Source organism: Dokdonella sp. GW821-FHT11D02 (genome assembly GCF_058808595.1).
This window is the reverse complement of sequence record NZ_CM179520.1, coordinates 5,024,874-5,051,284: the sequence shown is the minus strand read 5'-3', so window position 1 is coordinate 5,051,284 and position 26,411 is coordinate 5,024,874. Positions and strand designations below refer to the sequence as shown.

Genomic DNA, 26,411 nt, shown 5'->3' with positions numbered 1-26,411 from the left:
TGCGACCTCGGGCGAGGTTTCTTCCGCGCCGAGCTTGCCCCGATAATCGCGCCGAGCTTCGGAGAAACGAATGCGCCTCTTCCTCTTCGCCGCCGTGTTGGCGGCCAGTGTTCCCGCCATGGCCGAAAAACTCACGATCGAACGCCTGTACGCCGATCCCGATTTGAACGGGCCGAGCCCGCGCTCGCTCAAGCTGGCGCCGGACGGCAGCCGCGTGACCTTTCTGCGCGGGCGCGCCGACGACCAGAACCAACTCGACCTCTGGCAATACGACGTCGCCGACGGCAGTGCGCGGCGGCTGGTCGATGCGGCGGCGCTGGACGAGCACAAGGAGCTGTCCGACGCCGAGAAAGCGCGGCGCGAGCGCGAGCGCATCGCACAGTTGAAGGGCATCGTCAGCTATCGCTGGTCGCCCGATTCGAAGAAGCTCTTGTTCACCGTCGGCGAGCGGTTGTGGCTGTACGACTTCGAGGCGAAACCGGGCGCCGAGGCGCGTGCGCTGACGCCGGCGGGATTGGAAGTGAACGACGCGAAGGTGTCGCCGCGCGGCGGCTACGTGTCCTTCGTCAACGCGCAGAACCTATACGCGATCGATCTCGGCAATGGCAAGACCTATCAGCTCACGCACGACGGCAAGGGCGCGATTCACAACGGCGAAGCCGAGTTCGTCGCGCAGGAAGAGATGGATCGCCCGAGCGGCTACTGGTGGGCGCCGGACGATTCGGCGCTCGCGTTCGAGCGCTACGACGAGGCGAGTGTCGACGAGGTCAAACGCATCGAGCTCTACGCCGACCGCAGCGAGACGATCAGCCAGCGCTATCCGGCCGCCGGCCGGCCCAACGTCAAGGTCCGACTCGGTGTGGTCGCGCCACGCGGCGGACGCACGCGCTGGATCGACCTGGCCGACTCCGCCGCAGCCGAGGCGGATCTGTATCTGGCGCGGGTGGATTGGCTGCCGGATGCAAAGACCTTGGTGTTCCAGCGCGAGAGCCGCGACCAGCGCCAGCTCGATCTGGTCGCGGTCGAACTCGATTCGCTGCGTCGGCGCACGCTCTTGAGCGAAACCAGCAAGACCTGGATCCATCTGCACGACGATCTGCGTTTCCTGAAGAAGGAGGACGCCTTCGTGTGGGCGTCCGAGCGCGACGGCCACAAGCATCTGTACGCGATCGGACTCGACGGACAAGTGCGCCGACGCCTGACCGCGGGCGACTTCGACGTCGACAAAGTGCTTGGATTGGACGAGAAAAACGGAAAGGTCTATTTCGCCGCCAACCGCGACGATGCGCTGCAGCAGCAGGTGTACGCAGCCGCGCTGGACGGCAGCCAGAGCACGCAGGCGCTGCGCATCAGCGAAGGCGAGGGCTGGCACGAGGCGGTGTTCGGCGAAGGCGCCGGCATCTGGATCGACACCTACTCCGATCCGGCCACACCGCCGCAGGTGTCGCTGCGCCGGCCCGACGGCAGCCGCATCGCTTGGATCGAGCAGAACGAGCTGAAGCCGGGGCATCCGTATTGGCCGTATCGCGAGAGCCGGGTCGAACCGGAGTTCGGCACGATCAAGAGCGAAGACGGTCAGGACCTGCATTACCGCCTGTACAAGCCGCTGGGGTTCGCAGCGACTCACGCGGGAGCGCCGCCGGTGAAGGCGCAGCGCGCGGGTGGCACCGCGGCGTCGAAAGCACTTCCCGCCGGCGCGCAAGGGCACCGCGCGCCGGAAAAGTATCCGGTGTTCGTGACCTACTACGGCGGACCCGGCCGCCAGTACGTCAATCGCGCCTGGGGCAGTCATTTCGAGCAGTACATGGCGCAGCAGGGGTACGTCGTGTTCGCGCTCGACAATCGCGGCACGCCGCGGCGAGGGCGCGCGTTCTCGGACGCGATCTTTCGCCAGCTCGGCAAAGCCGAGGTCGCCGATCAGCTCGCCGGCATCGCCTGGCTGACGCAGCAGCCGTGGGTCGACGCCAAGCGTATCGGCGTGTTCGGCTGGAGCTACGGCGGCTACATGAGTTTGATGCTGCTGGCGAAAGCGTCCGACCGCATCGCCGCCGGGGTCGCGGTGGCGCCGGTCACCGATTGGTCGCTGTACGACACGCACTACACCGAGCGCTATCTGGAAACGCCGCAGCAAAATCCGCAAGGCTACGAAACCTCGGGCGTGCTGCATTGGCTGGCCGGATTGAAGTCGCCGCTGCTGTTGGTGCACGGCATGGCCGACGACAACGTGCTGTTCTCCAACTCGACCAAGCTGATGGCCGCGCTGCAGCAGCGCGGCGTGCAGTTCGAACTGATGACCTATCCAGGCGGCAAGCACGGCCTCAGCGCGCCGGCGACGCGCAAGCACGTCTACACGCTGATCGCGAACTTCTTCGATGCGAAGTTGAAGCAGCCCGCGAGCGAGGGGAGCGTCCGATGATCCTGCGCGCGAGCTGGCTCTGGTTCGCGCTCGGCTCGGCCTTCTTCGCCGGCCTGACCGCGGTGCTCGGCAAGATCGGCGTCGCCGGCGTCCCTTCCAATCTCGCCACCTTCATCCGCACCGTGGTCGTGCTCGGCGTGACGGCAGCAATCCTGAGCTGGCGCGACGAATGGCGCGCGCCATCGACGATCGATGCCAAGACCTGGTTGTTCCTGACCTTGTCCGGCCTTGCCACCGGTCTTTCCTGGCTTTGCTACTACCGTGCGTTGCAGCTCGCGCCGGTCGGCAAGGTCGCACCGATCGACAAGCTCAGTGTCGTCTTCGCGATCCTGCTCGCTCTGCTTTTCGTCGGCGAACGGTTGACCTGGCCGGTCGCGCTCGGTGCCGGCTTGATCGTGGCCGGCGCCGTCGTCATCGCGGTGTTCTGAGCGGCTGCCGCGCGCGAGCGTGGATTGCAGCGAAGTCGCACGCGCAATCCGGAGGAAGCGTGCGGATTTCCCTCGCCGCGGCGGACTCCCGGCACAATTCCCGCCCTGATCGCACGCCGGCGACGGCGGCGCGCCGAGATCGAACAAGCCGGCTAATCTTCGACGATGGCTCGTCTTCTCTACCGCTTCGGCGACTGCAGCGTCGACCCGGCGGCGCGTGAACTGCGCCGTGCCGGCGCCGCGCTGACCTTGTCGCCGAAAGTCTTCGACGTGCTCGCCTACTTGATCGAGCATCGCGAGCGCGCGGTCGGCCGCGACGAGCTGATCGCCGCGGTGTGGGGCCGAACCGATGTCACCGACGCCCTGCTCGGCCAAGTCGTGCTGAAGGCGCGGCGCGCGGTCGGCGACACCGGCGAAGAACAGAACACCATCCGCACGATTCCGCGCTTCGGCTATCGCTGGGTCGCCGATCTCCAATGGGAGGAACGCCCCGACCCGCCGCGGCCGCTCGAGCCCGATGTCGCGACGCCGGTGCCCGATGCGAGCGACGTTGCACCGGAAACGCAGCAGCCCGGATCGGACGCTGCGCCGGCGCGGCGACGGCACGTACGGCGTATTCCGATCATCCTCGCGCTGATGACCGTGGCGGCGCTGGCTGCGTGGTTCGCGCTCGGCCACCGCGCCACGCCGCCTGCCGCCGCGCTCGGCGCGGACGCGATCGCGGTGCTGCCGGTCGCGGTCGAGGCCGACGCGGAATGGTCGTGGCTGCGTTTGGGCCTGATGGATCTGGTGGCGCAGCGCTTGCGCGGCGCCGAGCTCGCCATCGTGCCGAACGAGACGATGGTCGCGCTGACGCGCGCAGCACCCACGGACGCGACCGCGCAGACGCGCGAGGTGCGTGCGGCCACCGGCGCGCGGCGCTTGCTCGCGCCGAGCGCGACGCGCCATGCGGATGGCTGGCGCGTGCGGCTGGAGTTGCGCGAGGACGGCGCCGAGACGATCGTGGTCGAAGCGCAGCAGGCCGATGCCGCCGCCGCGGCGCGCGCGGCGGCGGCGCAATTGCTGATGCGGCTGGGCAAGCCGGTCGCGGCCGAGGCCGGCACGGCGACCACGGCGCTCGACGACGTGCGCCAGCGTGCCGAAGCGGCCTTGCTGTCCGACCAGCTCGAGCGCGCGCGCGAGATCATCCAGACCGCGCCGGCCGAATTGCGCTCGGCGCCGGAGCTGCGCTTGCGCCTGGCCCAGGTCGACTTCCGCAGCGGACGCATGGCGGATGCGCGCGAAAAGCTCGACCGTCTGCTCGCCGACGTCCACGCCGAACGAGATCCGGCGCTGCGCGCACTGGTGCTGACCGTGTCGAGTTCGGTGAGGATCCACCTCGACGATGCCGCGGGCGCCGGCCGTCAATGCCGCGAGGCGATCGCGCTGCTCGCCGGCCGCAACGAGCCCGGCGTGCTCGGCCGCGCCTACACCGCTTGCGGCATCGCCGAGGCTGTCGGCGGCCGCTTCGACGAGGCGATGGACGACTTCGCCAAAGCGAGAGTCGCGCTGCAGATCACCGGCGATGCGCTCTCGCTGGCGCGCATCGAGGCGAACGAGGGCCTGATGGAGAACACGCGCGGCCGCTACGCCGAAGGGCTGGCGATCATGCGTCGGACGGAGGAACACTTCCGCCGGCTCGGCGGCCTCAACGAGATGTTGATGGCGATCGACGACCAGATCGACGCCGAGCTCGCCCTGCTGCGGCCGGTCGACGCCTTGGCGACCAGCGAGCGCAGTTGGGCGTTGCTGCCGCAGACCGGCAACGCGGATCTGCGGCGCTCGCTGCAAGTGCAACATGCGCGTGCGCTGGCGGCGAACGGTCGCCTCGGCGAAGCGGCGGCCTTGCTGGTGCGGATCGCGGACGAGGCGACACCCGGGCAGGACCTGCCGGTGCTCGGCCACGCACGCGCCGAGCAGGCGCGTATCGAACTGACGACCGGGCGCGCGCAAGCAGCGGCCGAGCACGCGCGCGCAGCGGTCGAAGCGTTGGCCGGGCCGGATCGGGCGCGTGCGCGCGCCGCCGCCTGGCTGACCCGAGTGCGCGCGCTGCGTACGTTGTCGCACGATCAGGCGGCGGCCGAGGTGAAGCGCCTGCTCGACTGGTCGGCGACGGTGCAGGTGCCGGCCGCGGCCGCGTTGGCCGCGCTGGCCGAAGCGGAACAGCTCTGGCCGGAGCAGCGCGCGGCGGCGACCGCCGCGTACGAGCGAGCGTTGTCGCAGGCCGAGCGCAACGGTATTCCGAGCGACGTGGCCGAAGTCGCCGTGTCCTTCGGCAACGCGCTGATCGATCTGGGCGACGGCGAGCGCGCGGCCAGCGTGGTCGGGCGCGTGCAGCGCTGGGCCGATGCCGATTTCGCCAGCAGCCTGGTGCTGGCGCGGCTGTATCGCACGCTCGGCCAGGACGAGGCCTGGCGCGGCGCGCTGGAACGCAGCCGGCGCCTGGCCGGCGAGCGTGTCGTGCCGCCGGCGATCAGCGCACCGGCGCTGGCGCCGCCCGCGCCCGACGCGCCGCAGCCAAGCGATTGAATCCGAAGCGATTCACGCAGCGGCAATGAAGCGATAACGGAGCGCGAGTGAGGCCGTGGCGCCGGCGCCGCAGGCTGCCCGTCCACGACCGGCGGCGCGCAACGTTCGCGCCGGTCGTCCGACCCAGCCACCGCCCGGAGACGATTCCTCATGAGCATGCTCCCTGTCCATCGGACAGTCAGCCGATTCCTGTACCGCGGCGTGATCGCCGCGGCGCTGTTCCTTCTCGTCGCGATGAGCGCTCGCGCCGCTACGCCGTTCGCGCCGCAAGCCGAGGACTGGAGCGAGCAGCGCGTGCTCGATCCGCAAGGACAGGGCTTCGACAAATTCGGTCGCGCGGTGGCGATCGCGGGCTCGGTCGCGCTGGTCGCAGCGTCGGAAGCAGCGATCGACGGCAACTCCTCGCAGGGGAAGGTGCTGGCCTACGAGCGCGGCGCCGACGGCGTTTGGAACCTGAAACAGACCCTGCTCGCCGACGATGGCGCGGCCTACAACGAATTCGGCTGGTCGGTCGCGATCTCGGGCCGCATCGCGGTGATCGGCGCGATCAACGCGCGCATCGGCGAGCACAACTCGCAGGGCGCGGCCTACGTGTTCACGCAAGGCGACGACGGCCTCTGGACGCAGACGCAGAAGCTGGTCGCCGCGGACGGATTCTCGGTCGACTGGTTCGGCAATGCGGTCGCGTTGAACGAGGACACGATCGTCGTCGCCGCCTACGGCGCGCACTACAACGACCAGATGATGCGTGGCTCGGTCTACATCTACACCCAAGTCGGCGGCATGTGGACGCAGACGCAGCAGTTGGTGGCCAGCGACGGCGACGTCGGCGACGGCTTCGGTTCGGCGATCGCGCTTTCCGGCGCGAACCTTCTGATCAGCGCGCCGGGCGCGACGATCGGCGATCAGCACGGTCAAGGTGCGGTCTATCGCTTCGCCTCGAGCCAGGGCGTGTGGAGCGAGGCGCAGAAGATCGTCGTCGCCGAAGGCGTCGCCAACGACCAGCTCGGCAGCGCGCTGGCGATCGACGGCGACACGGCGCTGATCGGCGCGATGTGGCGCCAAGGCGGACAGGGCGTGACTTACGTCTTCGCCGAGGCCGGCGGCAGTTGGAGTCAGGTGCAGCGCCTCGCGGCAAGCGACGGCGCCACCCCCGGCGTCGACGGCATCGGCCTGCCGCCGACCGACAATTTCGGTATGACTCTGGCCTTGCAAGGCGACACCGCGCTGATCGGCGCGAGCAACGTCACCGTCGGCGCCAATGCGGGGCAAGGAGCGGCCTATCTGTACCGCCGCTCCGGCGCGACGTTCGGCGGAACGCATACCTTCACCCGCTACGAAGGCATCGTGTCGCCGTACTTCGGCAGCGCCGTCGCGCTCGACGGCGAGGACGTATTGGTCGGCGTGTTCGGCTATTCGCCCGATTGGGATCACTACCAGCAAGGCATCGCGTACTTCTATCACCGCGCGCCGAGCGGCATTCCGGCCAGTGAGCGCGCGGCGCTGATCGATCTCTACGACAGCACGCACGGCGCCGATTGGTGGGACATGAGCGGCTGGCTCGGTGCGGCGGGAACGGAATGCAGCTGGACCGGTGTGACGTGCAACGAAAGCGGCAGCGCCGTGATCGGACTGAGCTTCGCCTTCAGCCACATGGTCGGCAGTCTGCCGGCGACGCTGAATCAGCTGACGCATCTGAGCAGTCTGCAGATCAGCGATCAGAGCGAACTCGTCGGTGCGTTCCCCTCGCTCGCCGGCTTGACCGAACTGCAGACGATCGACATCCGCAATACCGGCCTGGACGGCAACCTGCCTTCGCTCGCTGGCTTGGCCAACCTGCAAGTGGCTTCGTTCCTCAGCAACCGTTTCAGCGGTGCCATTCCGCCGTTCGGCGAGCTGCCGGCGCTGACCTGGTTCGCCGCTTCCGGCAACCAGTTGAGCGGCCGAATTCCTTCACTCGCCGGCCTGCCCGCTCTGACCGGCTTCTACGTCGGCGACAACGCGCTCAGCGGGCCGCCACCGGCGCCGCCGGCCGGGCTCGGCGCGGCGGCCGGCGAGCTGTGTCCGAACGCGCTCGACCACGTCGAATCGCCGGCCTGGGATGCGATCACCGGCCTCACGCCGTGGTACCGCAACTGCACCGCGCCGCCGGATGCGATCTTCGGCAACGGTTTCGACGGGTCCTGAGTAGACCTTTCCAACGGCGATCGACTGCAAATGTCGCTGAGCGCAGGACCCTCGTCCTGCGCTCAGCGGTGGCGCCTCGATCAGAACTTGCCGGACTGGTAGTCGCGAATCGCTTCGACGATCTGCTCGGGCGTGTTCATCACGAACGGACCGTAACGCGCGACCGGCTCGTTCAGCGGCTTGCCGGCGACTACGATCAAGCGCGTCGGCATCGCGTCAGCGGCCAACAGCAGCTCGTCGCCGATGCGGTCGAGCACGGCGATCTCGCCGCGCTCGATGCGCCGCGCCGCATCGGCCGGACCGAGATCCGCGGCGCCTTCGTAGACGTAGGCGAACGCGCTGTGGCCGGCCGGAATCGTCACCGCGGTACGCGCGCCGGCGGCGAGCTCGAAGTCGAGATAGAGCGGCTCGATCGCGATGCCCGAGACCGGTCCGACCGTCTCCCCGTACCGCCCGGCGATCACGCGCACGCGCGCGCCGTCGCCCGCGTCGACCAAGGGGATGCGTTCGGGCGCGATGTCCTGATAACGCGGCGCGGTCATCTTGTCCTTCGCCGGCAGGTTGACCCAGAGCTGGAAGCCGGCCATCAGGCCGTTCTCCTGCTCGGGCATCTCCGAATGCACGATGCCGCGTCCGGCGGTCATCCATTGCACGCTGCCCGGCGTCAGCAGGCCCGAATTGCCCTGGTTGTCGCCGTGGCGCATGCGCCCGGCGAGCATGTAGGTGACCGTCTCGAAGCCGCGATGCGGATGGTTCGGAAAGCCGGCGAGATAGTCGCCGGCCTGATCGGAGCGGAACTCGTCGAGCAGCAGGAACGGATCGAGCATGTCGAGATCGCGCTGGCCGATCACGCGCGTCAGTTTGACTCCGGCGCCGTCCGACGCCGGTTGGCCGCGAAAGGTGCGCGCGACGCGGCGCGAGGTGGTAGCGGTAGCGTTCATGGGGGCTTCTCCAAACAGGAACTGCGCGCAACATGCGCCCCGGATGGCTAGGCGACAAGCGCGGCCGGGTGAACAGATTGGAGCCGCTGGGGAGACAGTTGCTGAGATGAAGACCTTATCGTTCACCAATGCGGCTCCGATAGGGCCTGTATCATCTACTAGACGACCGGTCTAATTGCGACTAGAGTGCGCCGCCATGAACGCACTCGCAGCCGTCGACGTCCGCCAGCACATCCTCGACGTGGCCCAGCCCCTGTTGCAGCAGAAGGGCTTCACCGCTGTCGGCCTGACCGAATTGCTGGCCGCGGCGCAGGTCCCGAAAGGCTCGTTCTATCACTACTTCAGTTCGAAGGAAGCGTTCGGCGAGGCGATGCTGGCGAGCTATTTCGCCCAATACCTCGAGCGGATGGATGCCTTGCTGGCGCCGCCGGGTACCGGCGCGCAGCGCTTGATCGCGTATTTCCAAGACTGGCTGCATTCGCAGACCGATGCGGAAACGCAGAGTCGCTGCCTTGTGGTCAAGCTCGGCGCCGAAGTCTGCGACCTGTCCGAACGCATGCGCGCGGCGCTGGAGCTGGGGACGCGCGACATCATCGCCCGCCTCGCCGGCGGCATCGAAGCGGGCCGCCTCGACGGCTCGATCGGCGCCGTCTCGGATGCGCGCACCGTCGCGGTCGCGCTGTATCAGAACTGGCTCGGCGCCGGCCTGCTGGCCAAGATCGCGCGCGATCGCGCGCCGCTCGACACCGCCATGGCCGATACGCGCCGCCTGCTCGGGCTGGAGCGGGATGCCTGAAGGGCGCGCCGCTAGCGCGCCGATGTTGCGAACTTCGTTTTTCCGAGCGGTGCCGTTCTCCGATTCCCTTCAAGGCGCCGCGTCACTTTCTCCAAGGAGCCCACCGTGTCGCAAACCGATACCGTCAACCGTCGCATCGTCCTCGCCGCGCACCCGCACGGCGCGCCCACGCTGAAGGATTTCCGTCTCGAGCAAACCGCGGTGCCGACGCCGGGCGAAGGCCAAGTGCTGTTGCGCACGCTGCATCTTTCGCTCGATCCGTACATGCGCAATCTGATGGACAAGATCGGCCCGAGTTACATGGCACCGGTGCCGCTGGGCGAGACGATGGTCGGCGGCACGATCAATCGCGTGGTCGCGTCGAACCATGCGCAATTCCGCGTCGGCGATCTGGTGCTCGGCAACGCCGGCTGGCAGGACTACGCGCTGTCCAACGGACAGGATCTGCGTCCGCTCGGCAAGATGGCGCAGCCGTCGCTGGCGCTCGGCGGACTCGGCATGCCCGGCTTCACCGCCTACGTCGGCCTGCTCGACATCGGCCAGCCCAAACCCGGCGAAACGGTGGTCGTCGCGGCGGCGACCGGCGCGGTCGGCGCCGCCGTCGGGCAGATCGCCAAGGTCAAGGGCGCGCGCGTGATCGGCATCGCCGGCGGTGCCGACAAATGCCGCTACGCGGTGGAAGAACTCGGCTTCGACGTCTGCCTCGATCACCGCGAAGCGAAATTGGCCGAACGTCTCGCCGCCGCCTGCCCGGATGGCATCGACGTCTATTTCGAAAACGTCGGCGGTGCGGTGTTCGACGCGGTGTTGCCGCTGCTCAACGATCATGCGCGCGTGCCGGTCTGCGGCGTCATCGCGCACTACAACGACAAGAGCCTGCCGGCCGCTCCGAACACCTTGCCGCTGGCGATGTCGATCGTGCTGCAGCGGCGCGTGCGCGTGCAGGGTTTCATCATCCTCGACCACTACGCCGACCGCTTCGATGCGTTCCGCCGCGATATGAGCGAGTGGATCGCGGCCGGCCGCGTGAAACTGCGCGAAGACGTCACGCAGGGACTGGAGAACGCGCCGGCGGCGTTCATCGGCCTGCTCGAAGGCCGCAATTTCGGCAAGCTCGTGGTGCAGGTCGCCGACGCCTGAGGCGTCGGTCGAATCAGTGCACCCAGCGCCCGCCGCGTCGCCGCGGCGGCAGCGCGCCTTCGGCGCTGGGCGAGGCACGTTCTTCCGGCTTGAGCGGATGCTCACGCCAGTAGTCGGAGACTGCGCCGACGGCTTGCGGGATCTGCGCCAGGCATTCGTCGTAGTCGTCGTCGCCGAGCGGGGCGAACTCGGCGTCGCTCTCGAACACGCCGTCGTCGATCGCCAGCGCGATGATCGGGCCGAGCAATTCCATCAGATCCGAATCGTTGCCCAGACGCCCTTCCCACGAGGGGGCGTGCAGGTCGATGCCGCGCGAGAAGCCCTCGCACCAGCCGCGCGCGGTGAACGCCGGCTGGCCGTCGTCGGTGTCCAGTTCGCCCAGGATCGGCTCGTAGGTGCCGGTTTCCAGTTCCGGCGCGATCGCATCGTTGAGGCGCGCGAGCAAGGTCAAGACACGCTCGCCTTCTTCGGCGTCGGCGAACGGTTCGTGCAGGATTTCCGGCAGCCACTCGTCCGGCTTGGCCGGCACCGGCCCGATCGCGAGCGCGGTCAGGAAGCCGTGGACGCCGTCCAAGAGCAGGTCTTCGTCTTTCGCGTGTGCGCGCAGGAAGCGGTCGAGTTCTTCCAGTTCGCCGTCGCTGGGCGAGCTCGGCCAATCAGCGGCCATCATCGAGGTCCACCGTAACGGGAGTGTGGTCCGAAGCGCGTTCCCAGGTGCGCGGCACGCGGTCGATCGCGGCCGCGCGGCAGCTGCCGCGCAGCGCTTCGGAAATCAGGATCAGGTCGATGCGCAGGCCGAGATCACGGCGGAACGCGGCTTGGCGATAGTCCCACCAGCTGAATTGACCAGCCTCGTCATTGAACAGGCGAAAGCTGTCGTTCAAGCCGAGATCGAGCATGCGCTTGAGCGCGTCGCGTTCCGGTGTCGAGCACAGGATCTGTTCGTGCCAGGCGGCCGGATCGTGCACGTCGCGATCGTCCGGCGCGATGTTGAAATCGCCGAGCACGACCAGGCGCGGATGACGCTTGATCTCTTCGCTCAAGTACGCCGTCACCTTCGCCAGCCAATCGAGCTTGTAGGCGTATTTCTCGCTGCCCACGGCTTGGCCGTTGACGACGTAGAGATTGACGATGCGCACGTCGCCGACCGTGGCCGAGAGGATGCGCCGCTGCGGATCGTCGAAGCCGGCGACACCATGCTGCACGTCGCCGATCGGCGCACGCGCGAGGATGGCGACGCCGTTGTAGGTCTTCTGGCCCGAGTACGCGCTGCGATAGCCCGCCGCTTCCAGCGCGGCGGCCGGAAACTTCGGATCTTCGAGCTTGGTTTCCTGCAGCGCGAGCACGTCGGGCTGCGCGCTCGCACACCATTCGAGTACGTGCGGCAGGCGCACGTTCAAGGAATTGACGTTCCAGCTCGCGATTTTCATCGGCCAAGTGTAGCGGAGCGGGGACCGCTCTCGTTACGCTGGCCGTTTGCGACCCGGAGAACGACACCATGACGATCGACCTACGCAGCGACACCGTGACCCGGCCGACCGCGGCGATGCGCGCGGCGATCGCGGCGGCCGAGGTCGGCGACGACGTCTACGGCGAGGACCCGACCGTCACGCGGCTGGAGCGCCGCCTCGCCGACGATCTCGGCTTCGAGGCCGGCTTGTTCTTGCCGACCGGCACGCAGAGCAATCTGCTCGCCTTGCTCTGCCACTGCCGCCGCGGCGACGAGTATCTGGTCGGCATGGAAGCGCACACCTACAAGTACGAGGGCGGCGGCGCCGCCGTGTTGGGTTCGATCCAGCCGCAGCCGATCCTGCACGCGGCCGACGGCAGCTTGCCGCTCGATGCGCTGGAGAGAGCGGTCAAACCGGACGATCCGCACTTCGCGCGCACACGCCTGCTCGCGCTGGAGAACACCTGGCACGGGCGCGTGCTGCCGCAGGCGTACGTGATCGCGGCCGCTGCCTGGGCGCGCACGCACGGCCTCGCCGTGCATCTGGACGGTGCGCGCCTGTTCAACGCGGCGGTCGCCAGCGGCAAGCCGGCGCGCGAACTCGCAGCGCCGTTCGACAGCGTGTCGGTATGCCTGTCGAAAGGACTCGGTGCGCCGGTCGGTTCGGTGCTGCTCGGCCGCGCCGAGCTGATTCGCGAAGCGAAGCATTGGCGCAAGATGCTCGGCGGCGGTATGCGCCAGTCCGGTCTGCTCGCCGCGGCCGCCTTGCATGCGCTCGATCACCACGTCGAGCGCTTGGCCGACGATCATGCGCGTGCCGCCCGTCTCGGCGACGGCTTGCGCGGCCTCGGCGTCGTCACGGTCGCCGGGCAGCACACGAACATGGTGTTCATCGACGTCGAACCGTCGCGCCTGCGCGCGCTCGATGCGCATCTGAAGGCGAACGGGGTTCGCGCGAGCATCGGCTATCTGCCGACGGTAAGGCTGGTGACGCATCTGGATATCGACGATGCGGCGATCGAGCGCGCGATCGAGGTGTTTCGCGCGTTCGCCGGCTGACGCGGCGCGGGCGGGTATCGGGGCGCGGCGCGATCTGATTCGCCGCGTTGCGGCGGAGTCGTAGAACACCGCGGCGCCAGAGGCTGACGGCGGCGCTGCGCCGCTTCTGCGGCATTGATCTCTAGGAGACGCTTTCGCGGCCGATTTGCCGCCGCTCCATCGCGTGCATACAATGAGAATAATTCTCATCCTCATGTAGGCGCGTGTGTCGAGGAGGCGTCGGATTCATCCGGCGTGGTCGCGTATCGCGACGCATCGATGAGGGTGGAGTCCGCGGCCGCTTCGACGCATCAACGTTCAGTAAGGGAATCGTCCATGTTTTTCGCTCGTCGCGGCGCCGGCGCTCCGCTCGCCACCATCGCCCGTCACGCCGGCTGGTCGCGCCCGCTGGCGCTGGCCGCCGGCTTCGCCCTCGCCGCGGCGGTTTCCGCGCAAGAGCAGGACGCCGTGAACTCCCCCGTCGCCGCGCCGGCGGCGGAACCGGTCGCCGCGACGCCAGCGGCCGAGCTGCCGACCGTCCAAGTCGTCTCCAACCTGCTCGGCGAGATCACCGAAGGCAGCGGCTCGTACACGCCCGGCGCGATCGCCACTGCCACGCGCATGGTGCTGACGCCGCGGCAGACGCCGCAGTCGATCACCGTCATCACGCGGCAGGTGATGGACGACTTCAACCTGACCTCGATCGACCAGGTCATGCAGCACACGCCGGGCGTCAGCATCGTCACCTACGACAGCGAGCGCACCGAGTACTACGCGCGCGGCTTCGCGATCCAGAATTTCCAGTACGACGGCATTCCGATGATGCGCGACTCGGCTTATTCGGCCGGCAACACGCTCAGCGACATGGCGATCTACGACCGCATCGAGATCCTCAAGGGCGCGACCGGCCTGCTCACCGGCAGCGGCACGCCGTCGGCAACGATCAATCTGATCCGCAAGAAGCCCACGCACGACTTCGCCGGCGAAGTGCAGCTGGGCGGCGGCAGTTGGGGCACCTATCGAGGTGAGGCCGATCTCGGTGGCCCGCTCAACGAGAGCGGCAGCCTGCGTGCGCGCGGCGTCGCGGCTTACGAGGACCGCGGCTCCAATCTCGACCGCTACTCGCGCCAGTCCAAGGTGTTCTACGGCATCCTCGAAGCCGACCTGACACCCAACACCTTGCTCACCGTCGGCGGCGACCAGCAGGACAGCAAGCCCGACGTGTCGACCTGGGGCGGCATTCCGCTGCTCAACACCGACGGCGGCTTCAACGCGATGCCGCGCTCGTTCAACAACGGCGCGAACTGGAGCCACTGGGATCAGTACACGCGCACCGGCTTCGCCACGCTCGACCACGCCTTCGACAACGGCTGGGTCGCCAAGATGCAATACAACCACCAGATCAATGGCTACGACGCCAACTTAGGCGCCGCCGCCGCGGGCTTTCCCAATCCGCACGACGGTTCGGGCGTGCGCATGTGGATCGGCCAGTACATCGGCCGCACCACCAGCGATGCGTTCGACGGCTTCGTCAATGGCCCGTTCCAACTCGGCGGGCGCGAGCACGAGCTCGTCGTCGGCGTCTCTTCGGCGCGGCGCCGCTGGAAGAATTCCGGCTGGTACCTGCCCGAGGCGCCCATCGACGACTACTACCATTGGATCGGCGACTTTCCCAAGCCGCAGTGGAGCGCGACCCCGAACTACACCAACGACGAGGTCACGCGCGAGCGCGGCGTCTACACGGCGGCGCGCTGGAATCTGCGCGACGACTTGAAGCTGATCACCGGCGGACGCTGGTCGTGGTATCGCAACGAGGTGTCCAAGCTCGACGAATCGGGTGTGTTCGTGCCCTACGTCGGTGCGATCTACGATCTCGACTCGCATTGGTCCCTCTACGCCAGCTACACCAGCATCTTCAGTCCGCAGTCGTTGCAGGACGAACGCGGCCGCGTGCTCGATCCGCTGGAAGGCAAGAACTACGAAATCGGCACCAAGGCGGAATTCTTCGGTGGCCGATTGAATGCGTCGGCAGCGGTGTTTCGCCTGGAGCAAGACAACTTCGGCATCGAAACCAGCGGACGTACGCCGAGCGGCGGCGTCGCCTACCGCGCGGCGCAAGGCGTGAAGACCGAAGGCTACGAGCTGGAAGTGTCGGGCCGCATCGCGCAGGGCTGGCAGCTGCAAGGCGGCTATACGCATCACATCTCGCGGCAGGAAGGCGCGCGCACGCAGACCCTGACCCCGGCCAACGAGTTCACGCTGTACGCGAGCTACCAGCCCGAGGGCCGCTGGAAAGGCCTGACCTTGAGCGGCGGCGCGCGTTGGCAGGACGAAACCTGGGGCGACATCGACACGCCGACGCGCACCAAACAGCGATATACCGCACCGGATTACTGGGTCGCCGACGCGAGCGCGCGTTACGAGTTCAACCCGCATTTGTCGGCGGCGTTGACGATCAATAATCTGCTCGACAAGAAGTACTACACGATCTTCAGCTACTACAGCACCTACAGCTGGGGCATGCCGCGCAGCGCCAACCTCAACCTGACGTATCGGTTCTGACGATCGACCCACCGAGCGCAGCCGCACCGACGGTGCCGCATTCCTCGCATCCAGGATCCACCCAGATGGCGATCACCACCGCTTCCGCTACACGCCTTCCGATCGCGCTGCGCATCGGCGCCGCCGTATTCGGCGGCTACGCATTCTGCTGGGGCTTCCTCGCGCTCACCGTGGCCGGCGCGTACGCGCTCGGGATGAAGTTTCACGACGGCGAGCATCTCGGCAGCATCCTCGCTTTCCTGCTCTATCTCGTCGCATTTTGCTGGGCGTTCGTCACGCCGAGTCTGGCGCGTGCGTGGATCGTACTCGTCGGCGGCGGCGCGGCGATGGCCGCCGCCGCTTCGTTCCTGCAACACCTGATCGTCCGCTGAGGGAGGCGCCCGTGTTCCAGAACCTCCGTCAAGCGATGACCTGGCTGCACACCTGGTTCGGTCTGCTGCTCGGCTTCGTGCTGATCGTCGTGTTCTTCTTCGGTTCGCTGTCGGTGTTCGATCGCGAGATCGATCGTTGGACGGTGCCGCAGTCGCGCTTCGCGCCGCAACCGATGCCCTCGTTCGATCGCATGCTGCGACCCGTATTCGAAAGCATGCAGCCGTCGCCGGAAAGCATCGAGGCGATGCGCGATCGCGTCAACGGTCCGATGCCGCAGCACTACGACGTGGTGCGCCAGTGGAGCGCCTATACGACGCATCGCGATCCGGTGCTCGAGCTGTACGCCGGCTACGAGGTGGCGAACGCGAAGGACCCGGAAGAAGCGGTCTGGGGCGACCGCACGATCGATCCGCGCAACGGCAAGCTGCTGCCTGACGATTCGCTCAAGATCGGCAGCCAGTTCTTCTATCCGATGCACTACAGCCTGACCTTGGAATGGCGCGAGGTCGGTTATTGGATCGTCGGCTTCTCCGCGCTGATGATGCTGGTCGCCCTGGTCAGCGGCGTCGTCATGCACCGCAAGATCTTCCGCGAGTTCTTCACCTTCCGGCCGAACAAGAACCAGCGCAGCGTACTCGACCTGCACAACCTGACCGGTGTGGTCGCGCTGCCGTTCCACTTCTTCTTCGCTTTCACCGGCCTTGTCATCTTCGCCGGCATCTATTTTCCGGTCACGCATACGCAGCTCGACCCGCTGCACGAATTGCACGAGAAGATCGAAGCGCAGGAAACCGGTTTGCCGCACCATCGTGCCGGCGTCGCCGCACCGCTGGCCTCGGTCGATGCGATGGTGGCCGAAGCGCAGCGGCGCTGGCGCGAGCGCGGCATGGTCGGCGAGGTCGGCTTTCTCAACCTGCAGCATGTCGGGGATGCCAACGGTTACGTCAGCGTCTATCGAGCCGGCACCGATCGCATCGCGCTGACCGGTGAAGGCGTTCACTTCAAAGCCTCGACCGGCGAGGTGCTGAGTGAAGATCCGCCCGCGACCGTGGTCGACAGCATCAACGAGTTTCTGACCGGGCTGCACTTGCAGCACTTCCGTCATTGGCTGCTGCGCTGGCTGTACGTGCTCGGCGGCCTCAGCGGCGCCGTCTGCATCGCGACCGGATTTCTGTTCTTCGTCGAGAAGCGCAAACGCCAGCACGCCAAGCAAGGCAGCCAAGGCGCACGCGTGGTCGATGCGCTGGGCGTGACGACCTTGACCGGCATGCTGCTCGCTACGCTCGGCCTCTTGATCGCCAACCGCCTGCTGCCGGAGACCTTGCCGACCGGCTGGCCGGGGCGCGGCGATTTAGAGCGCTACCTGTTCTGGGGCGGCTGGGTAGTCGCGATGGCGCACGCGTTCTGGCGCAGTGCACCGGTCGCGCGCGGCGAGCGCAACCCGGCCTGGTACGAGCAGACGCTCGCCGTCGGCGTGCTCGCCGTGCTGGCGGTGCTGCTGAACTGGGCGACGACGGGCGATCACCTGATCCGTACGATCGGCGCCGGCTATTGGCCAGTGGCCGGTGTCGACCTGTTCCTGCTGGTCGCGGCTGCGATCGCGTTCTTCGCCGCGCGGCGGCTGCGGCGCGCGCCGCCGGCGCGCGCGCGGGCGGAGGTGGCGCATGCCTGACGCTCTGCTCTTGCTCGGCGCCGTGCTCGCCAATCTGCTCGGCATGGGCTGGCTCGCTCTGGCGATGGAACCGCACTGGCGCCAAGTGCGCGGTGCCGCCGCACGCCTGCCCGCGACGACGAAACGCTTGCGGCTGCTCGCGGCGCTCGCGCTCGCTGTGTCGTTGACGCTGTGCCTCTTGGTCGATCACCCCTCGATGGCCGCGCTGGTGTGGGTGATGACGCTCGCGGCGGCGTCGCTGACCATCGCCTTCCTGCTGTCGTGGCGCGCGCACTGGTTGCGCGTGCTGCTGCTGCGACGCTAACGCCGGTCGGCACCGTTTCGTCGCCACCCGCGCGTCGATCGAGTCGGGCGGACGGGTGCGCGTTCGTGACGTTTTGCAACCGCGCCGCTGTAATGGGATACATCCTGTAACGCGTCACACGCGGCGTCATCGATCTGCCCCATAGTGCACGGCCGTCGATCGGCCGCCACACGGCGATGCGATGGTTCGTCCACGACCATTAAAGGAAGCACGCCATGGGCATCTTCGACAAACTCCTCTCTACGCTCGGTTTCGGCACAGCCAAGGCCGCCGCGCCCGCGCCCGCCCCGACGGCTCAGCCCGGCACCGCACCTGCGAACACGGCGCCCACGCCCGCATCGGCTCCGCCTGCCGCGCCGCCAGCGCCGACTCCGATCGAAGTCGTCGACGTCGTCGCGCAGCTGGAAGAGCGTGCGGCCAAGCACGCGGAGAAGCTCAACTGGCGCACCTCGATCGTCGACTTGCTCAAGCTGCTCGGCATCGACAGCAGTCTGGCCGCGCGTAAGGAGCTGGCGCAGGAATTGGGCGTTCCCGCCGAACTGATGAGCGACTCCGCCAAGATGAACATCTGGCTGCACAAGACCGTGCTGGCGCGCATCGCCGCCAACGGCGGCAACGTACCGGCCGACCTGCTCGACTGATTCACGCTGGAAGGCCTGCGCGTCGCTGACGACGCAGGCCTCTCCATCGCGCGATTGGAGCAGCTCAGCTTCGTCTAGGCGGCCAAGCCGTAGCTGCGCAGCAGCGCATCGGGTTTGGGTTCGCGTCCGCGGAACTCGACGAAGCTCTCCAGCGCCGGGCGCGAACCGCCGACGGCGAGTATCGATTGCCGATACGCCGCGCCGGTCGCTCGATCGAACACGCCGGCCTGTTCGAACCGCTCGAATGCGTCGGCGGACAACACCTCGGCCCACAGATAGCTGTAATAGCCGGCCGCGTAGCCGCCGGCGAAGATGTGCGTGAACGCGTGCGGGAACCGCTGCCAGACCGGCGGCTGGATCACGGCGACTTCGTCGCGCACCTCGCTCAGGATCTGCAGGACGCGCGCGCCGCGCGCCGGATCGAATTCGCGATGGATGCGGAAGTCGAACAGACCGAACTCGAGTTGGCGCACCAGGAACATGCCGGCTTGGAAATGTCGCGCGGCCTGCATGCGTGCGAACAGCTCGTCCGGCAACTTCTCTCCGGTCTGCCAGTGGCGCGCGAACAGGTCGAGCGCTTCGCGCTGCCAGCCGTAGTTCTCCATGAACTGACTCGGCAATTCGACCGCATCCCATTCGACGCCGCTGATGCCTGCGACGCCGGGGTAGTCGACTTCGGTCAAGAGATGATGCAAGCCGTGGCCGAATTCGTGAAACAAAGTCAGCACGTCGTCGTGCGTGAGCAAGGACGGCGTGTCCTTGGTCGGCGGCGCGAAATTGCACGTCAGGAACGCGACCGGTAATTGCACGCCGTCGTCGCGGCGGAAGCGGTTGATGCACACGTCCATCCAGGCGCCGCCGCGCTTGCCGCTGCGCGCGTAGAGATCGACGTAGGCGCCGGCGAAAACCTTGCCGTCGGCGTCGACCAGTTCGTAGTAGCGCACGTCCGGATGCCAGACGTCGACGTCCTCGCGCAGGCGCAAGGACACACCCAAGACGCGCTCGACGATGGCGAAGAAGCCGCTCAAGACGGCGTCGAGCGCGAAGTACGGTTTCAGTTCTTCTTCGTTCAACGAGTACTTCTTCTCGCGCAGCTTTTCGGCGGCGTAGCCGACGTCCCACGGCTGCAACTCGGCGAGGCCGAGTTCGCTCGCGGCGAACGCGCGCAACTCGACCAGCTCGCGTTCGGCCACCGGTTTGGCGCGCGCGGCGAGATCGTGCAGGAAGGCGAACACCGCATCGGGCGAGGGCGCCATCTTGGTCGCCAGCGATTCCTCCGCGGAATCGCCGAAGCCGAGCAGCTGCGCCGCTTCGTGGCGCAGCGCGAGAATCTTTTCGATGCGCTCGGAATTGTCGAAGCGGCCGGCGCTCGGTCCTTGATCCGAAGCGCGCGTCTGATAGGCGGCATAGACGCGTTCGCGCAAGCCGCGGTCGTCGGCATAGGTCAACACCGCCTGCACGCTCGGCTGTTTCAGCGTGACCAGCCAGCCGTCGGCTTCTTTTTCCTCGGCATAAGCGCGCAGCACGGCGCGGCCGGATTCGGGAATGCCGGCCAGCTGCGCCGCATCGGTCAAGGCTTCGCTCCACGCATCGGTGGCGTCGAGCACGGCTTCCTCGAACTCGGTCGCGAGTTTGGCCAATTCGTTGGCGATCTCGCGAAAGCGCGAGCGCGCCGGCTCTTCCAACGCGACGCCGGAAAGCTTGAAGTCGCGCAGCTCGTGTTCGACCAAGGTACGCGCGGCGCGCGGCAGTGCACGGCTCGCCGGCGCATCCTCGACCGCCTTGGTCGCCGCGTACAAAGCACGGTTCTGACCGAGCTCGCTGGCGTGTTCGACGATCTTTTCCTGCGCCGCCGCGTAAGCCTTGCGCAAGGCCTCGCTGTCGGCGACGCCGTGCAGATGCGAGACCGGCGCCCAGGCGCGGCTGAGCCGATCTTCGAGTTCTTCGCCGAGCAGCACGACGCCGGCGAAGTCGCGCGGCCCTTCATGCGCGAGCAGGGCATCGATGCGCGTGCGGTAGTCGGCCAGGATCGCATCGATCGCGGGCTCGACGTGCTCGGGCCGGATCGAGGAGAAGCGCGGCAGGCCGGTCGTTTGCAGCAGCGGATTGGTGTCTTGCATGGAGGCGGAGCGTCGGGAACGGTCCATCAACGTGGCGCACCGCGGCGTTGAAATCAAGCGCCGCGCCGCCGCACCGCGCTCAGGCGTGCTCGCTCCACAGTCGACGCGCTTCCTCGACGATCACCTGCGGACGCTGCTCCGGCCAGAACAGCTTGGCGCCGGCGAGCCGGCGCACGCCGCGCGAGCCGCCGAAGCTGCGATCGAGATAGTCGGGGCTCGCCGACGAGAAGATCGTGTCGCCGCTGCCCCAGACGATGCGCGTCGGAACCGTCGAACGCTGCAGCACCGGCGCGATGCCGAGCAGCGGATTGTGTTCGAGCGAGATCGCGTAGGCATGCATCAATGCTTTGCGCTCGGATGTCGCCAGAATCGGCGCGAAATAAGTTTCGATCGCCTCGTCGGTCGGATGCGCCGGATCGTCGTAGCACATCCCGCCGATGCCCTGCGCCGAGCGCGCGAGCGCCTTGTCGGCCAGCCACGGCGCGAGCCAGCGGTCGCAGTAGCGGCCCGCTTTGGACAAGGCGATCACCGGTTGCAGCGCGGCCGGCGGGCTGTCGATTTCGCTGTCGCAGTTGGTCAGAAGCAGCGTACGCACGCGGCCGGGATGGCGCGCGAGCAGGAGTTGCGCGACTTGGCCGCCGCTGTCGTTGGCGACCACGTCGACCGCATCGAGCCCGAGCGCATCGAGCAGCGCGACCAGCATCGCCGCTTGCGCCTGCGGCCCGACATCCTGCCCGGCGGCTACCTTGGTGTAGCCCAAAGCCATGAAGTCCGGCGCAATGCAGCGACGCTCGCGGGCGAGCTGGGGCAGGGCCGCGCGCCATTGGAAACCGTTCAACGGAAAGCCGTGCAGGAACAATGCGGCCGCGCCGTGGCCGCGTTCGACGTAGGCGATGTCGCCGAACGGCGTGCGCGCGAAACGACGCGAGGCGTGGAATGCGGCCGCATCGAGCGGGGCGGCGTCGGCATCGACCGAACGCGCGGCGACGGAAGCCGCCGCGCCAGCCGCGCTGCCGGCCGCGGCGAGCAAGAGGAAACGTCGGCGATTCATGGGCGGTTTCTCCAACGAGCACAGAAGCGGCCATGCTCCGGTGCGCGCGGCCTCGCGGCAATGACGCCGCAGGTCATGGCGCGATGACGTGGCAGGTCATCGCATCGAGTTCGTACGCGTGCCGACGAGCGAGGCGGCATGGTCGATCGGCCGATGCGCGACTATCCTCGGCGTCTTCTTCCCACGTCTCGATGCAATGCCTGCCAACCCGATCGGTGCTCTGTTGCGCGAATGGCGCACGACGCGACGCTTGAGCCAACTCGCACTCGCGCTCGACGCCGGTCTGTCCAGCCGGCATCTGAGCTACGTCGAGACCGGCAAGGCGCAGCCGAGCCGCGAGATGCTGGCGCGATTGGCCGACGCGCTCGCGATACCGCTGCGCGCACGCAACGAACTCTGGGTCGCTGCCGGTTACGCGCCGCAATACGCCGAGCGCTCGCTGGACGAACCGATGCTCGAACAAGTCCGGCGCGCGATCGATCTCTTGCTCGCGCAGCAGGAACCCTATCCGGCGTTCTTGGTCGATCGGCGCTGGAACATTCTCGGCGCCAATCGCGCCGCGATGCGCGTGAACCGCTTTCTGCTCGACGGCCGCCACAGCCCGCATCGGAACATGCTGCGCCATTTCTTCGATCCGGCCGATCTGCGCGCCGCGGTCGCGAACTGGAACGAGGTCGCCGGCGATCTGATTCGCCACCTGCACGATGCCGTGCGCAGTGCGCCAGGCGACGCGCAGGCGCGCGCGTTGCTGGAAGAAATCCTCGCCTATCCGGACGTGCCGGCGCATTGGCGGCGGCACGAGCTCGATCACGCGCCGGCGCCGCTGCTGGCGGTGGCGTTCCGCAAGCACGGCCGCGAGCTGCGCTTCTTTTCGACCATCACCACCTTCGCCACGCCGCGCGACGTCACCCTCGACGAACTGCACATCGAAAGCTGCTTTCCCGAAGATGAGGCGACCGCCGCGTTCTGCCGCGAGCTGGCGCAGGCGAAATCCTGAGCGCCCGAGCGGCCCGCGCTGGTACGCTTGCGCATCGCCCCAGCACGCCGCCGATGAACGTTCGACCCTACGAAGGCCTACTCCCGCGCGTCGCCGCCAGCGCTTACATCGATCCCGCGGCGGTCGTGATCGGCGACGTCGAGATCGGCGAAGACGCCTCGTTCTGGCCGTGCGCGGTCGCGCGCGGCGACGTCCACCACATCCGCATCGGCGCGCGCACCAACGTGCAGGACGGCGCCGTGCTGCACGTCACCCACGACGGTCCCTACACACCCGGCGGTTTTCCGCTCGTCGTCGGTGCCGACGTCACCGTCGGCCACGGCGCGATCCTGCACGCCTGCACGATCGGCGACGCCTGCCTGATCGGCATGCACGCGACTGTGCTCGACGGCGCCATCGTGCATCGCCATGCGATCGTCGGCGCCGGCGCGCTGGTCGCGCCGGGCAAGATCGTCGGCGAAGGCGAGCTGTGGGTCGGCAATCCGGCGCGCTGCGTGCGCCAGCTGTCGGCGCAGGAAATCGAAAAGCTGTACTACTCGGCGCGGCAGTACGTGAAGCTGAAGAACCGTTACCTGCGTCAGCCGAGCGACTAGGGGCTTCGGCGTAGCCGACGCATCGATACGACGATCGCCGGCATGCTTTCTTCGACGTCGCGACGATCGATCTCGCTGGAAATCAGGTCGGCTGGGTCGCCCGCTCGAGCGCGCTCAACAGTGCCATCGCCTGGTTCCGATCGGCGCCGCACATCGATGGCGAGGGACGCAGACTGCGGCAGACGGCCGGGCGCTCGGGCTGGCCGAAGATCGCGCAGGCGTCCTCGTCGGTCAGCTGCACGCAGCGCACGCCGGCCGGCTTACCCTGCGGCATACCCGGAATCGGCGAGGAGATCGACGGCGCGATGCAGCAGGCGCCGCAGTGCGAGCGGCATTGCACAGGTCAGCCTTCGCGCAAGGTGGCGTAGATGGGCGCCGTGTCCGGGCGTGCGCCGTGCCACAGCGAGAACGCTTCGGCCGCCTGTTCGACCAGCATGCCGAGGCCGTCGCTGACGCGCGCGGCTCCGGCGGCGTGTGCCGCGTCGATGAATGCCTGCGCGGCTTTGCCGTAGGAGAGGTCGTAACCGAGCGTGTCCGTGTCGAACAGCGTCGGCGGCAAGGCGATCGTCGCGCCGTTGTGGCCGGCCGCGGTCGCGTTGACGATCAGATCGAAGCGGCCGAGCGTCGCCAGCTCGCTCGTCGCGCAAGCACGCGCAGCGGTGCCGACGGCGCGTGCAAGTTCGATCGCGCGTTCGGTCGTGCGGTTCGCAATCGCCAGCTCGCCTACGCCGGTATCGGCGAACGCGAACGCCGCCGCGCGAGCGGCGCCGCCGGCGCCGAGCAGCAGTACGCGGCGCTCGCGCGGGTCGAAGGCATGGCGCAAGCGCAGGTCGCGCAACAAACCGGCACCGTCGGTGCTGTCGCCGCGCCAGACCTCGCCGTCGCGGATCAAGGTATTCACGCTGCCGCTGCTGCGCGCGCGATCGCTCAGCTCGGCGCACACCGCGAGCGCGTCCTGCTTCAGCGGCAAGGTGACGTTGGCGCCGCGGCCGCCTTCGCGCGCGAACGCGGCCAGGCGCGCGTCGAAATCCGCGCGGCCCGCCTCGATCGCGCGATAGTCGAGCGCGATGCCGAGCTGGCGGCCGAAGGCGGCATGGATGCGTGGCGACAGCGAATGCGCGATGGGTTGGCCGAAGACGGCGTAGCGGGAAGTCATCGAATCGCCGGCGAAGAGTCGGAGCTGGAGAGCCGAAACGCACGCCGTGGGCGAGCAGAACGAAGATCTCGGCTTCGTTCTGGCCGCGCTTCGCGCTGCGAGCGTTCGGTCCTCGAACTCATTGCCCCTCGCGCAGCCAGCGCGCGACGTCCAGAGCGTAGTAGGTCAGGATCGCGTCGGCACCGGCGCGGCGGATGCCGGTCAGCGCTTCGAGCACGCAGGCACGCTCGTCGAGCCAGCCGTTCTGCGCCGCCGCCTTCAGCATCGCGTACTCGCCGCTGACCTGGTAGGCGAAGGTCGGCACGCCGAAGCGACGCTTGGCGCGGCGCACGATGTCCAGATACGGCAGCGCGGGCTTGACCATGATCATGTCGGCGCCTTCGTCGAGATCGAGCGCGATTTCGCGCAGCGCCTCGTCGCTGTTGGCCGGGTCCATCTGGTAGGTGTACTTGTTGCCTTTCCCGAGATTTCCGGCGGAGCCGACAGCGTCGCGGAACGGGCCGTAGAAGGCCGAGGCGTACTTGGCCGAGTAGGCGAGGATGCGCGTGTGCACGTAGCCACCCGCTTCCAATGCCTTCCGGATCGCACCGATACGCCCGTCCATCATGTCCGACGGCGCCACCACGTCGGCGCCGGCCTCGGCGTGCGAGACCGCCTGCTTGACCAGTGCATCGACGGTGGCGTCGTTGACGACGTAACCGGAGTCGTCGATCAGACCGTCCTGGCCGTGCGTGGTGAACGGATCGAGGGCGACGTCGGTGATCACGCCGAGCGCGGGACATTCCTTCTTCAATGCGCGCACCGCGCGCTGCGCCAGTCCGTCCGGATTCCAAGCTTCGCGCGCGTCGAGCGATTTCGCTTCGGGCGGCGTGACCGGAAACAGCGCCAGCGCCGGCACGCCCAGTTGCTGCGCTTCAGCGGCAATGCGCAGCAGGCGATCGATCGACACACGCTCGACGCTCGGCATCGACGCGATCGGCTCGACGGTGTCGCGGTCTTCGCACACGAACACCGGCAGGATCAGGTCGGACGGCATGAGATCGGTCTCGCGCATCAGGGCGCGCGAGAACGCATCGCGGCGCATGCGCCGCAGGCGGGTGTGCGGATAGGCCATGGCGTGAGCTGTCTGCAAGCGGAGAGGCTCATTGTAAGCGTCGCTTCCGCACGTCCGCTGCGGCGAGGTGTCGCCCGAGGACCGCATCCACGTCGTGCTCCTATGCGCCGGATTCTGGTTTCTCGCCGCCGGATCGAACCTGCGCGGACGCGCCGATGTCGGTAGACCGGGCTGAACGTCGTATCGATTCGGCGAATCCAGCTGGGAAATATTCAGCTTTGGTTATGAGTGGGGCCGGCAAACTGTTAAGTGATTGTTAGTTCACTTGCCCTGTGTTATTACGACGAAACGCGAAGTACGTTTCGTAACTGCGCTAGAGATAAGAAAATGTTGTCCCCGATCCTGCTAGCCGCTCTGTGTCTCCTCGCCCTTCTGGTCGTCGCCTCGATTCGACGTATTCCAGAAGGGCATGTGTACACCTTCCGCCGCATGGACGGTCATGTGCGCGCGGTTCGTTCCGGCACTCATCTGGTCGTACCGCTGGTCGAGCGCGTCGCGCACAAGATCAGCCTCGCCGGTGCGGCGATGCCGATCGAAGATCTCGCGGTCGACGGTCAGCGCTATCGCGGCGTGGTCTATTTTCAGGTGCTCGATCCCGAGCGCGCCGATGTCGTCATCGAAGACCTCGAGAATCTGCTGCACAACGCGATGCATCGTTGGCTCGCGGCGCCCGGCTTGCCGGAAGCAGCCGACCTGCGCCGGGCTTGGTTGAAGCAGTCGTTGAATACCGAACTGCGCGACCGCGGCCTTCTGATCGCCCGCGTCGACCTGAACGCGTTGAATTGAGCCCCGCTATGACGTCCGGCCTGCGCAAAGACTTGCGCGGGCCGGACGCATTCGTCCTGCGCGGTGGATTTCGGAACCT

The 26,411-nt window shown here is 67.7% G+C and carries 23 protein-coding genes; 15 read left to right on the top strand and 8 right to left on the bottom strand.

All coding sequences use genetic code 11. From position 1 onward, the window contains the following. The first annotated feature begins 70 nt into the window (after positions 1 to 70). The 4 genes from AC3QL3_RS21425 (at position 71) to AC3QL3_RS21410 (ending at position 7,599) form a co-directional block, all read left to right on the top strand. On the top strand, positions 71 to 2,416 hold the full coding sequence (locus AC3QL3_RS21425; RefSeq protein WP_492896149.1) for a S9 family peptidase: 2,346 nt from the start codon (positions 71 to 73) through the stop codon (positions 2,414 to 2,416). Then, on the top strand, positions 2,413 to 2,844 hold the full coding sequence (locus tag AC3QL3_RS21420) for an EamA family transporter (RefSeq protein WP_492896148.1): 432 nt from the start codon (positions 2,413 to 2,415) through the stop codon (positions 2,842 to 2,844). Before AC3QL3_RS21425 ends, AC3QL3_RS21420 begins: the two co-directional genes overlap by 4 nt. A 165-nt stretch (positions 2,845 to 3,009) precedes the next feature. Continuing rightward, positions 3,010 to 5,412: a winged helix-turn-helix domain-containing protein gene (locus AC3QL3_RS21415; RefSeq protein WP_492896147.1), complete on the top strand. Its 2,403-nt coding sequence runs from the start codon at positions 3,010 to 3,012 to the stop codon at positions 5,410 to 5,412. A gap of 150 nt (positions 5,413 to 5,562) precedes the next feature. After that, positions 5,563 to 7,599 (top strand): hypothetical protein, encoded by a 2,037-nt coding sequence (locus AC3QL3_RS21410; RefSeq protein WP_492896146.1) that lies wholly within the window; start codon positions 5,563 to 5,565, stop codon positions 7,597 to 7,599. Between the two features lie 80 nt (positions 7,600 to 7,679). On the opposite strand, the gene AC3QL3_RS21405 is transcribed toward AC3QL3_RS21410, so the two are convergent. Then, positions 7,680 to 8,540: a pirin family protein gene (locus tag AC3QL3_RS21405; protein ID WP_492896145.1), complete on the bottom strand. Its 861-nt coding sequence runs from the start codon at positions 8,538 to 8,540 to the stop codon at positions 7,680 to 7,682. A gap of 196 nt (positions 8,541 to 8,736) precedes the next feature. On the opposite strand from AC3QL3_RS21405, the gene AC3QL3_RS21400 reads away from it, so the two are divergent. Together AC3QL3_RS21400 and curA are read left to right on the top strand one after the other, a co-directional pair. After that, on the top strand, positions 8,737 to 9,336 hold the full coding sequence (locus AC3QL3_RS21400) for a TetR/AcrR family transcriptional regulator (RefSeq protein ID WP_492896144.1): 600 nt from the start codon (positions 8,737 to 8,739) through the stop codon (positions 9,334 to 9,336). Positions 9,337 to 9,441: 105 nt separating this feature from the next. Beyond that, on the top strand, positions 9,442 to 10,476 hold the full coding sequence (gene curA / locus AC3QL3_RS21395; RefSeq protein ID WP_492896143.1) for an NADPH-dependent curcumin/dihydrocurcumin reductase: 1,035 nt from the start codon (positions 9,442 to 9,444) through the stop codon (positions 10,474 to 10,476). Between the two features lie 13 nt (positions 10,477 to 10,489). Here curA and AC3QL3_RS21390 read toward each other — a convergent pair whose 3' ends face one another. Next, on the bottom strand, positions 10,490 to 11,143 hold the full coding sequence (locus tag AC3QL3_RS21390) for a YecA/YgfB family protein (protein WP_492896142.1): 654 nt from the start codon (positions 11,141 to 11,143) through the stop codon (positions 10,490 to 10,492). Further along, on the bottom strand, positions 11,133 to 11,906 hold the full coding sequence (xth, locus tag AC3QL3_RS21385; protein WP_492896141.1) for an exodeoxyribonuclease III: 774 nt from the start codon (positions 11,904 to 11,906) through the stop codon (positions 11,133 to 11,135). The genes AC3QL3_RS21390 and xth overlap by 11 nt, the downstream gene beginning before the upstream one ends. Positions 11,907 to 11,974: 68 nt before the next feature. Here xth and ltaE point away from each other — a divergent pair, with 68 nt between their 5' ends. The 6 genes from ltaE to AC3QL3_RS21355 all read left to right on the top strand — a co-directional run bounded on the left by ltaE (position 11,975) and on the right by AC3QL3_RS21355 (position 18,515). After that, on the top strand, positions 11,975 to 12,985 hold the full coding sequence (ltaE, locus tag AC3QL3_RS21380) for a low-specificity L-threonine aldolase (protein ID WP_492896140.1): 1,011 nt from the start codon (positions 11,975 to 11,977) through the stop codon (positions 12,983 to 12,985). Positions 12,986 to 13,300: 315 nt separating this feature from the next. Next, positions 13,301 to 15,526, top strand: a complete 2,226-nt coding sequence (locus tag AC3QL3_RS21375; RefSeq protein ID WP_492896139.1) for a TonB-dependent siderophore receptor — start codon at positions 13,301 to 13,303, stop codon at positions 15,524 to 15,526. Between the two features lie 65 nt (positions 15,527 to 15,591). Beyond that, positions 15,592 to 15,897 carry an iron uptake protein gene (locus AC3QL3_RS21370; RefSeq protein WP_492896137.1) on the top strand — a complete coding sequence of 102 codons (306 nt, stop codon included), beginning with the start codon at positions 15,592 to 15,594 and terminating at the stop codon, positions 15,895 to 15,897. Positions 15,898 to 15,908: 11 nt separating this feature from the next. Further along, positions 15,909 to 17,570, top strand: a complete 1,662-nt coding sequence (locus AC3QL3_RS21365) for a PepSY-associated TM helix domain-containing protein (protein WP_492896136.1) — start codon at positions 15,909 to 15,911, stop codon at positions 17,568 to 17,570. After that, positions 17,563 to 17,874: a DUF3325 family protein gene (locus AC3QL3_RS21360; RefSeq protein ID WP_492896135.1), complete on the top strand. Its 312-nt coding sequence runs from the start codon at positions 17,563 to 17,565 to the stop codon at positions 17,872 to 17,874. The genes AC3QL3_RS21365 and AC3QL3_RS21360 overlap by 8 nt, the downstream gene beginning before the upstream one ends. 215 nt (positions 17,875 to 18,089) lie before the next feature. Then, a complete protein-coding gene (locus AC3QL3_RS21355) occupies positions 18,090 to 18,515 on the top strand; it encodes a DUF3597 domain-containing protein (protein WP_492896134.1) in 426 nt (141 codons plus the stop codon). 74 nt (positions 18,516 to 18,589) lie between these two features. On the opposite strand, the gene AC3QL3_RS21350 is transcribed toward AC3QL3_RS21355, so the two are convergent. Together AC3QL3_RS21350 and AC3QL3_RS21345 are read right to left on the bottom strand one after the other, a co-directional pair. Beyond that, positions 18,590 to 20,635 carry a M3 family metallopeptidase gene (locus tag AC3QL3_RS21350; protein ID WP_492896133.1) on the bottom strand — a complete coding sequence of 682 codons (2,046 nt, stop codon included), beginning with the start codon at positions 20,633 to 20,635 and terminating at the stop codon, positions 18,590 to 18,592. A gap of 79 nt (positions 20,636 to 20,714) precedes the next feature. Further along, the gene (locus AC3QL3_RS21345) at positions 20,715 to 21,686 is read right to left on the bottom strand and encodes an alpha/beta fold hydrolase (protein WP_492896131.1); all 972 of its coding nucleotides are present in this window, start codon (positions 21,684 to 21,686) and stop codon (positions 20,715 to 20,717) included. 196 nt (positions 21,687 to 21,882) lie between these two features. On the opposite strand from AC3QL3_RS21345, the gene AC3QL3_RS21340 reads away from it, so the two are divergent. Together AC3QL3_RS21340 and AC3QL3_RS21335 are read left to right on the top strand one after the other, a co-directional pair. Then, entirely contained in the window at positions 21,883 to 22,683 is an 801-nt protein-coding gene (locus AC3QL3_RS21340; RefSeq protein ID WP_492896130.1) for a helix-turn-helix domain-containing protein, read from the top strand. 53 nt (positions 22,684 to 22,736) lie between these two features. Then, positions 22,737 to 23,276 (top strand): gamma carbonic anhydrase family protein, encoded by a 540-nt coding sequence (locus tag AC3QL3_RS21335; protein WP_492896129.1) that lies wholly within the window; start codon positions 22,737 to 22,739, stop codon positions 23,274 to 23,276. A gap of 82 nt (positions 23,277 to 23,358) precedes the next feature. Here AC3QL3_RS21335 and AC3QL3_RS21330 read toward each other — a convergent pair whose 3' ends face one another. From AC3QL3_RS21330 to hemB, 3 genes are all read right to left on the bottom strand, one after another. Next, complete coding sequence (locus AC3QL3_RS21330; protein WP_492896128.1) at positions 23,359 to 23,616, bottom strand: YkgJ family cysteine cluster protein; 258 nt, start codon at positions 23,614 to 23,616, stop codon at positions 23,359 to 23,361. Positions 23,617 to 23,619: 3 nt separating this feature from the next. Continuing rightward, on the bottom strand, positions 23,620 to 24,432 hold the full coding sequence (aroE, locus tag AC3QL3_RS21325; protein ID WP_492896127.1) for a shikimate dehydrogenase: 813 nt from the start codon (positions 24,430 to 24,432) through the stop codon (positions 23,620 to 23,622). Positions 24,433 to 24,550: 118 nt separating this feature from the next. Further along, the gene (gene hemB, locus AC3QL3_RS21320; RefSeq protein WP_492899009.1) at positions 24,551 to 25,546 is read right to left on the bottom strand and encodes a porphobilinogen synthase; all 996 of its coding nucleotides are present in this window, start codon (positions 25,544 to 25,546) and stop codon (positions 24,551 to 24,553) included. 327 nt (positions 25,547 to 25,873) lie between these two features. Here hemB and AC3QL3_RS21315 point away from each other — a divergent pair, with 327 nt between their 5' ends. Then, positions 25,874 to 26,332, top strand: a complete 459-nt coding sequence (locus tag AC3QL3_RS21315; RefSeq protein WP_492896126.1) for an SPFH domain-containing protein — start codon at positions 25,874 to 25,876, stop codon at positions 26,330 to 26,332. Positions 26,333 to 26,411: the final 79 nt, after the last annotated feature.

Excerpts from the sequence above, each read along its gene's own strand:
- AC3QL3_RS21425 (WP_492896149.1), top strand. The coding sequence starts at position 71 with ATGCGCCTCTTCCTCTTCGCCGCCGTGTTGGCGGCCAGTGTTCCCGCC.
- AC3QL3_RS21420 (WP_492896148.1), top strand. The coding sequence starts at position 2,413 with ATGATCCTGCGCGCGAGCTGGCTCTGGTTCGCGCTCGGCTCGGCCTTC.
- AC3QL3_RS21415 (WP_492896147.1), top strand. The coding sequence starts at position 3,010 with ATGGCTCGTCTTCTCTACCGCTTCGGCGACTGCAGCGTCGACCCGGCG.
- AC3QL3_RS21410 (WP_492896146.1), top strand. The coding sequence starts at position 5,563 with ATGAGCATGCTCCCTGTCCATCGGACAGTCAGCCGATTCCTGTACCGC.
- AC3QL3_RS21405 (WP_492896145.1), bottom strand. The coding sequence starts at position 8,540 with ATGAACGCTACCGCTACCACCTCGCGCCGCGTCGCGCGCACCTTTCGC.
- AC3QL3_RS21400 (WP_492896144.1), top strand. The coding sequence starts at position 8,737 with ATGAACGCACTCGCAGCCGTCGACGTCCGCCAGCACATCCTCGACGTG.
- AC3QL3_RS21390 (WP_492896142.1), bottom strand. The coding sequence starts at position 11,143 with ATGGCCGCTGATTGGCCGAGCTCGCCCAGCGACGGCGAACTGGAAGAA.
- xth (WP_492896141.1), bottom strand. The coding sequence starts at position 11,906 with ATGAAAATCGCGAGCTGGAACGTCAATTCCTTGAACGTGCGCCTGCCG.
- ltaE (WP_492896140.1), top strand. The coding sequence starts at position 11,975 with ATGACGATCGACCTACGCAGCGACACCGTGACCCGGCCGACCGCGGCG.
- AC3QL3_RS21375 (WP_492896139.1), top strand. The coding sequence starts at position 13,301 with ATGTTTTTCGCTCGTCGCGGCGCCGGCGCTCCGCTCGCCACCATCGCC.
- AC3QL3_RS21370 (WP_492896137.1), top strand. The coding sequence starts at position 15,592 with ATGGCGATCACCACCGCTTCCGCTACACGCCTTCCGATCGCGCTGCGC.
- AC3QL3_RS21360 (WP_492896135.1), top strand. The coding sequence starts at position 17,563 with ATGCCTGACGCTCTGCTCTTGCTCGGCGCCGTGCTCGCCAATCTGCTC.
- AC3QL3_RS21355 (WP_492896134.1), top strand. The coding sequence starts at position 18,090 with ATGGGCATCTTCGACAAACTCCTCTCTACGCTCGGTTTCGGCACAGCC.
- AC3QL3_RS21350 (WP_492896133.1), bottom strand. The coding sequence starts at position 20,635 with ATGCAAGACACCAATCCGCTGCTGCAAACGACCGGCCTGCCGCGCTTC.
- AC3QL3_RS21345 (WP_492896131.1), bottom strand. The coding sequence starts at position 21,686 with ATGAATCGCCGACGTTTCCTCTTGCTCGCCGCGGCCGGCAGCGCGGCT.
- AC3QL3_RS21340 (WP_492896130.1), top strand. The coding sequence starts at position 21,883 with ATGCCTGCCAACCCGATCGGTGCTCTGTTGCGCGAATGGCGCACGACG.
- AC3QL3_RS21335 (WP_492896129.1), top strand. The coding sequence starts at position 22,737 with ATGAACGTTCGACCCTACGAAGGCCTACTCCCGCGCGTCGCCGCCAGC.
- aroE (WP_492896127.1), bottom strand. The coding sequence starts at position 24,432 with ATGACTTCCCGCTACGCCGTCTTCGGCCAACCCATCGCGCATTCGCTG.
- hemB (WP_492899009.1), bottom strand. The coding sequence starts at position 25,546 with ATGGCCTATCCGCACACCCGCCTGCGGCGCATGCGCCGCGATGCGTTC.
- AC3QL3_RS21315 (WP_492896126.1), top strand. The coding sequence starts at position 25,874 with ATGTTGTCCCCGATCCTGCTAGCCGCTCTGTGTCTCCTCGCCCTTCTG.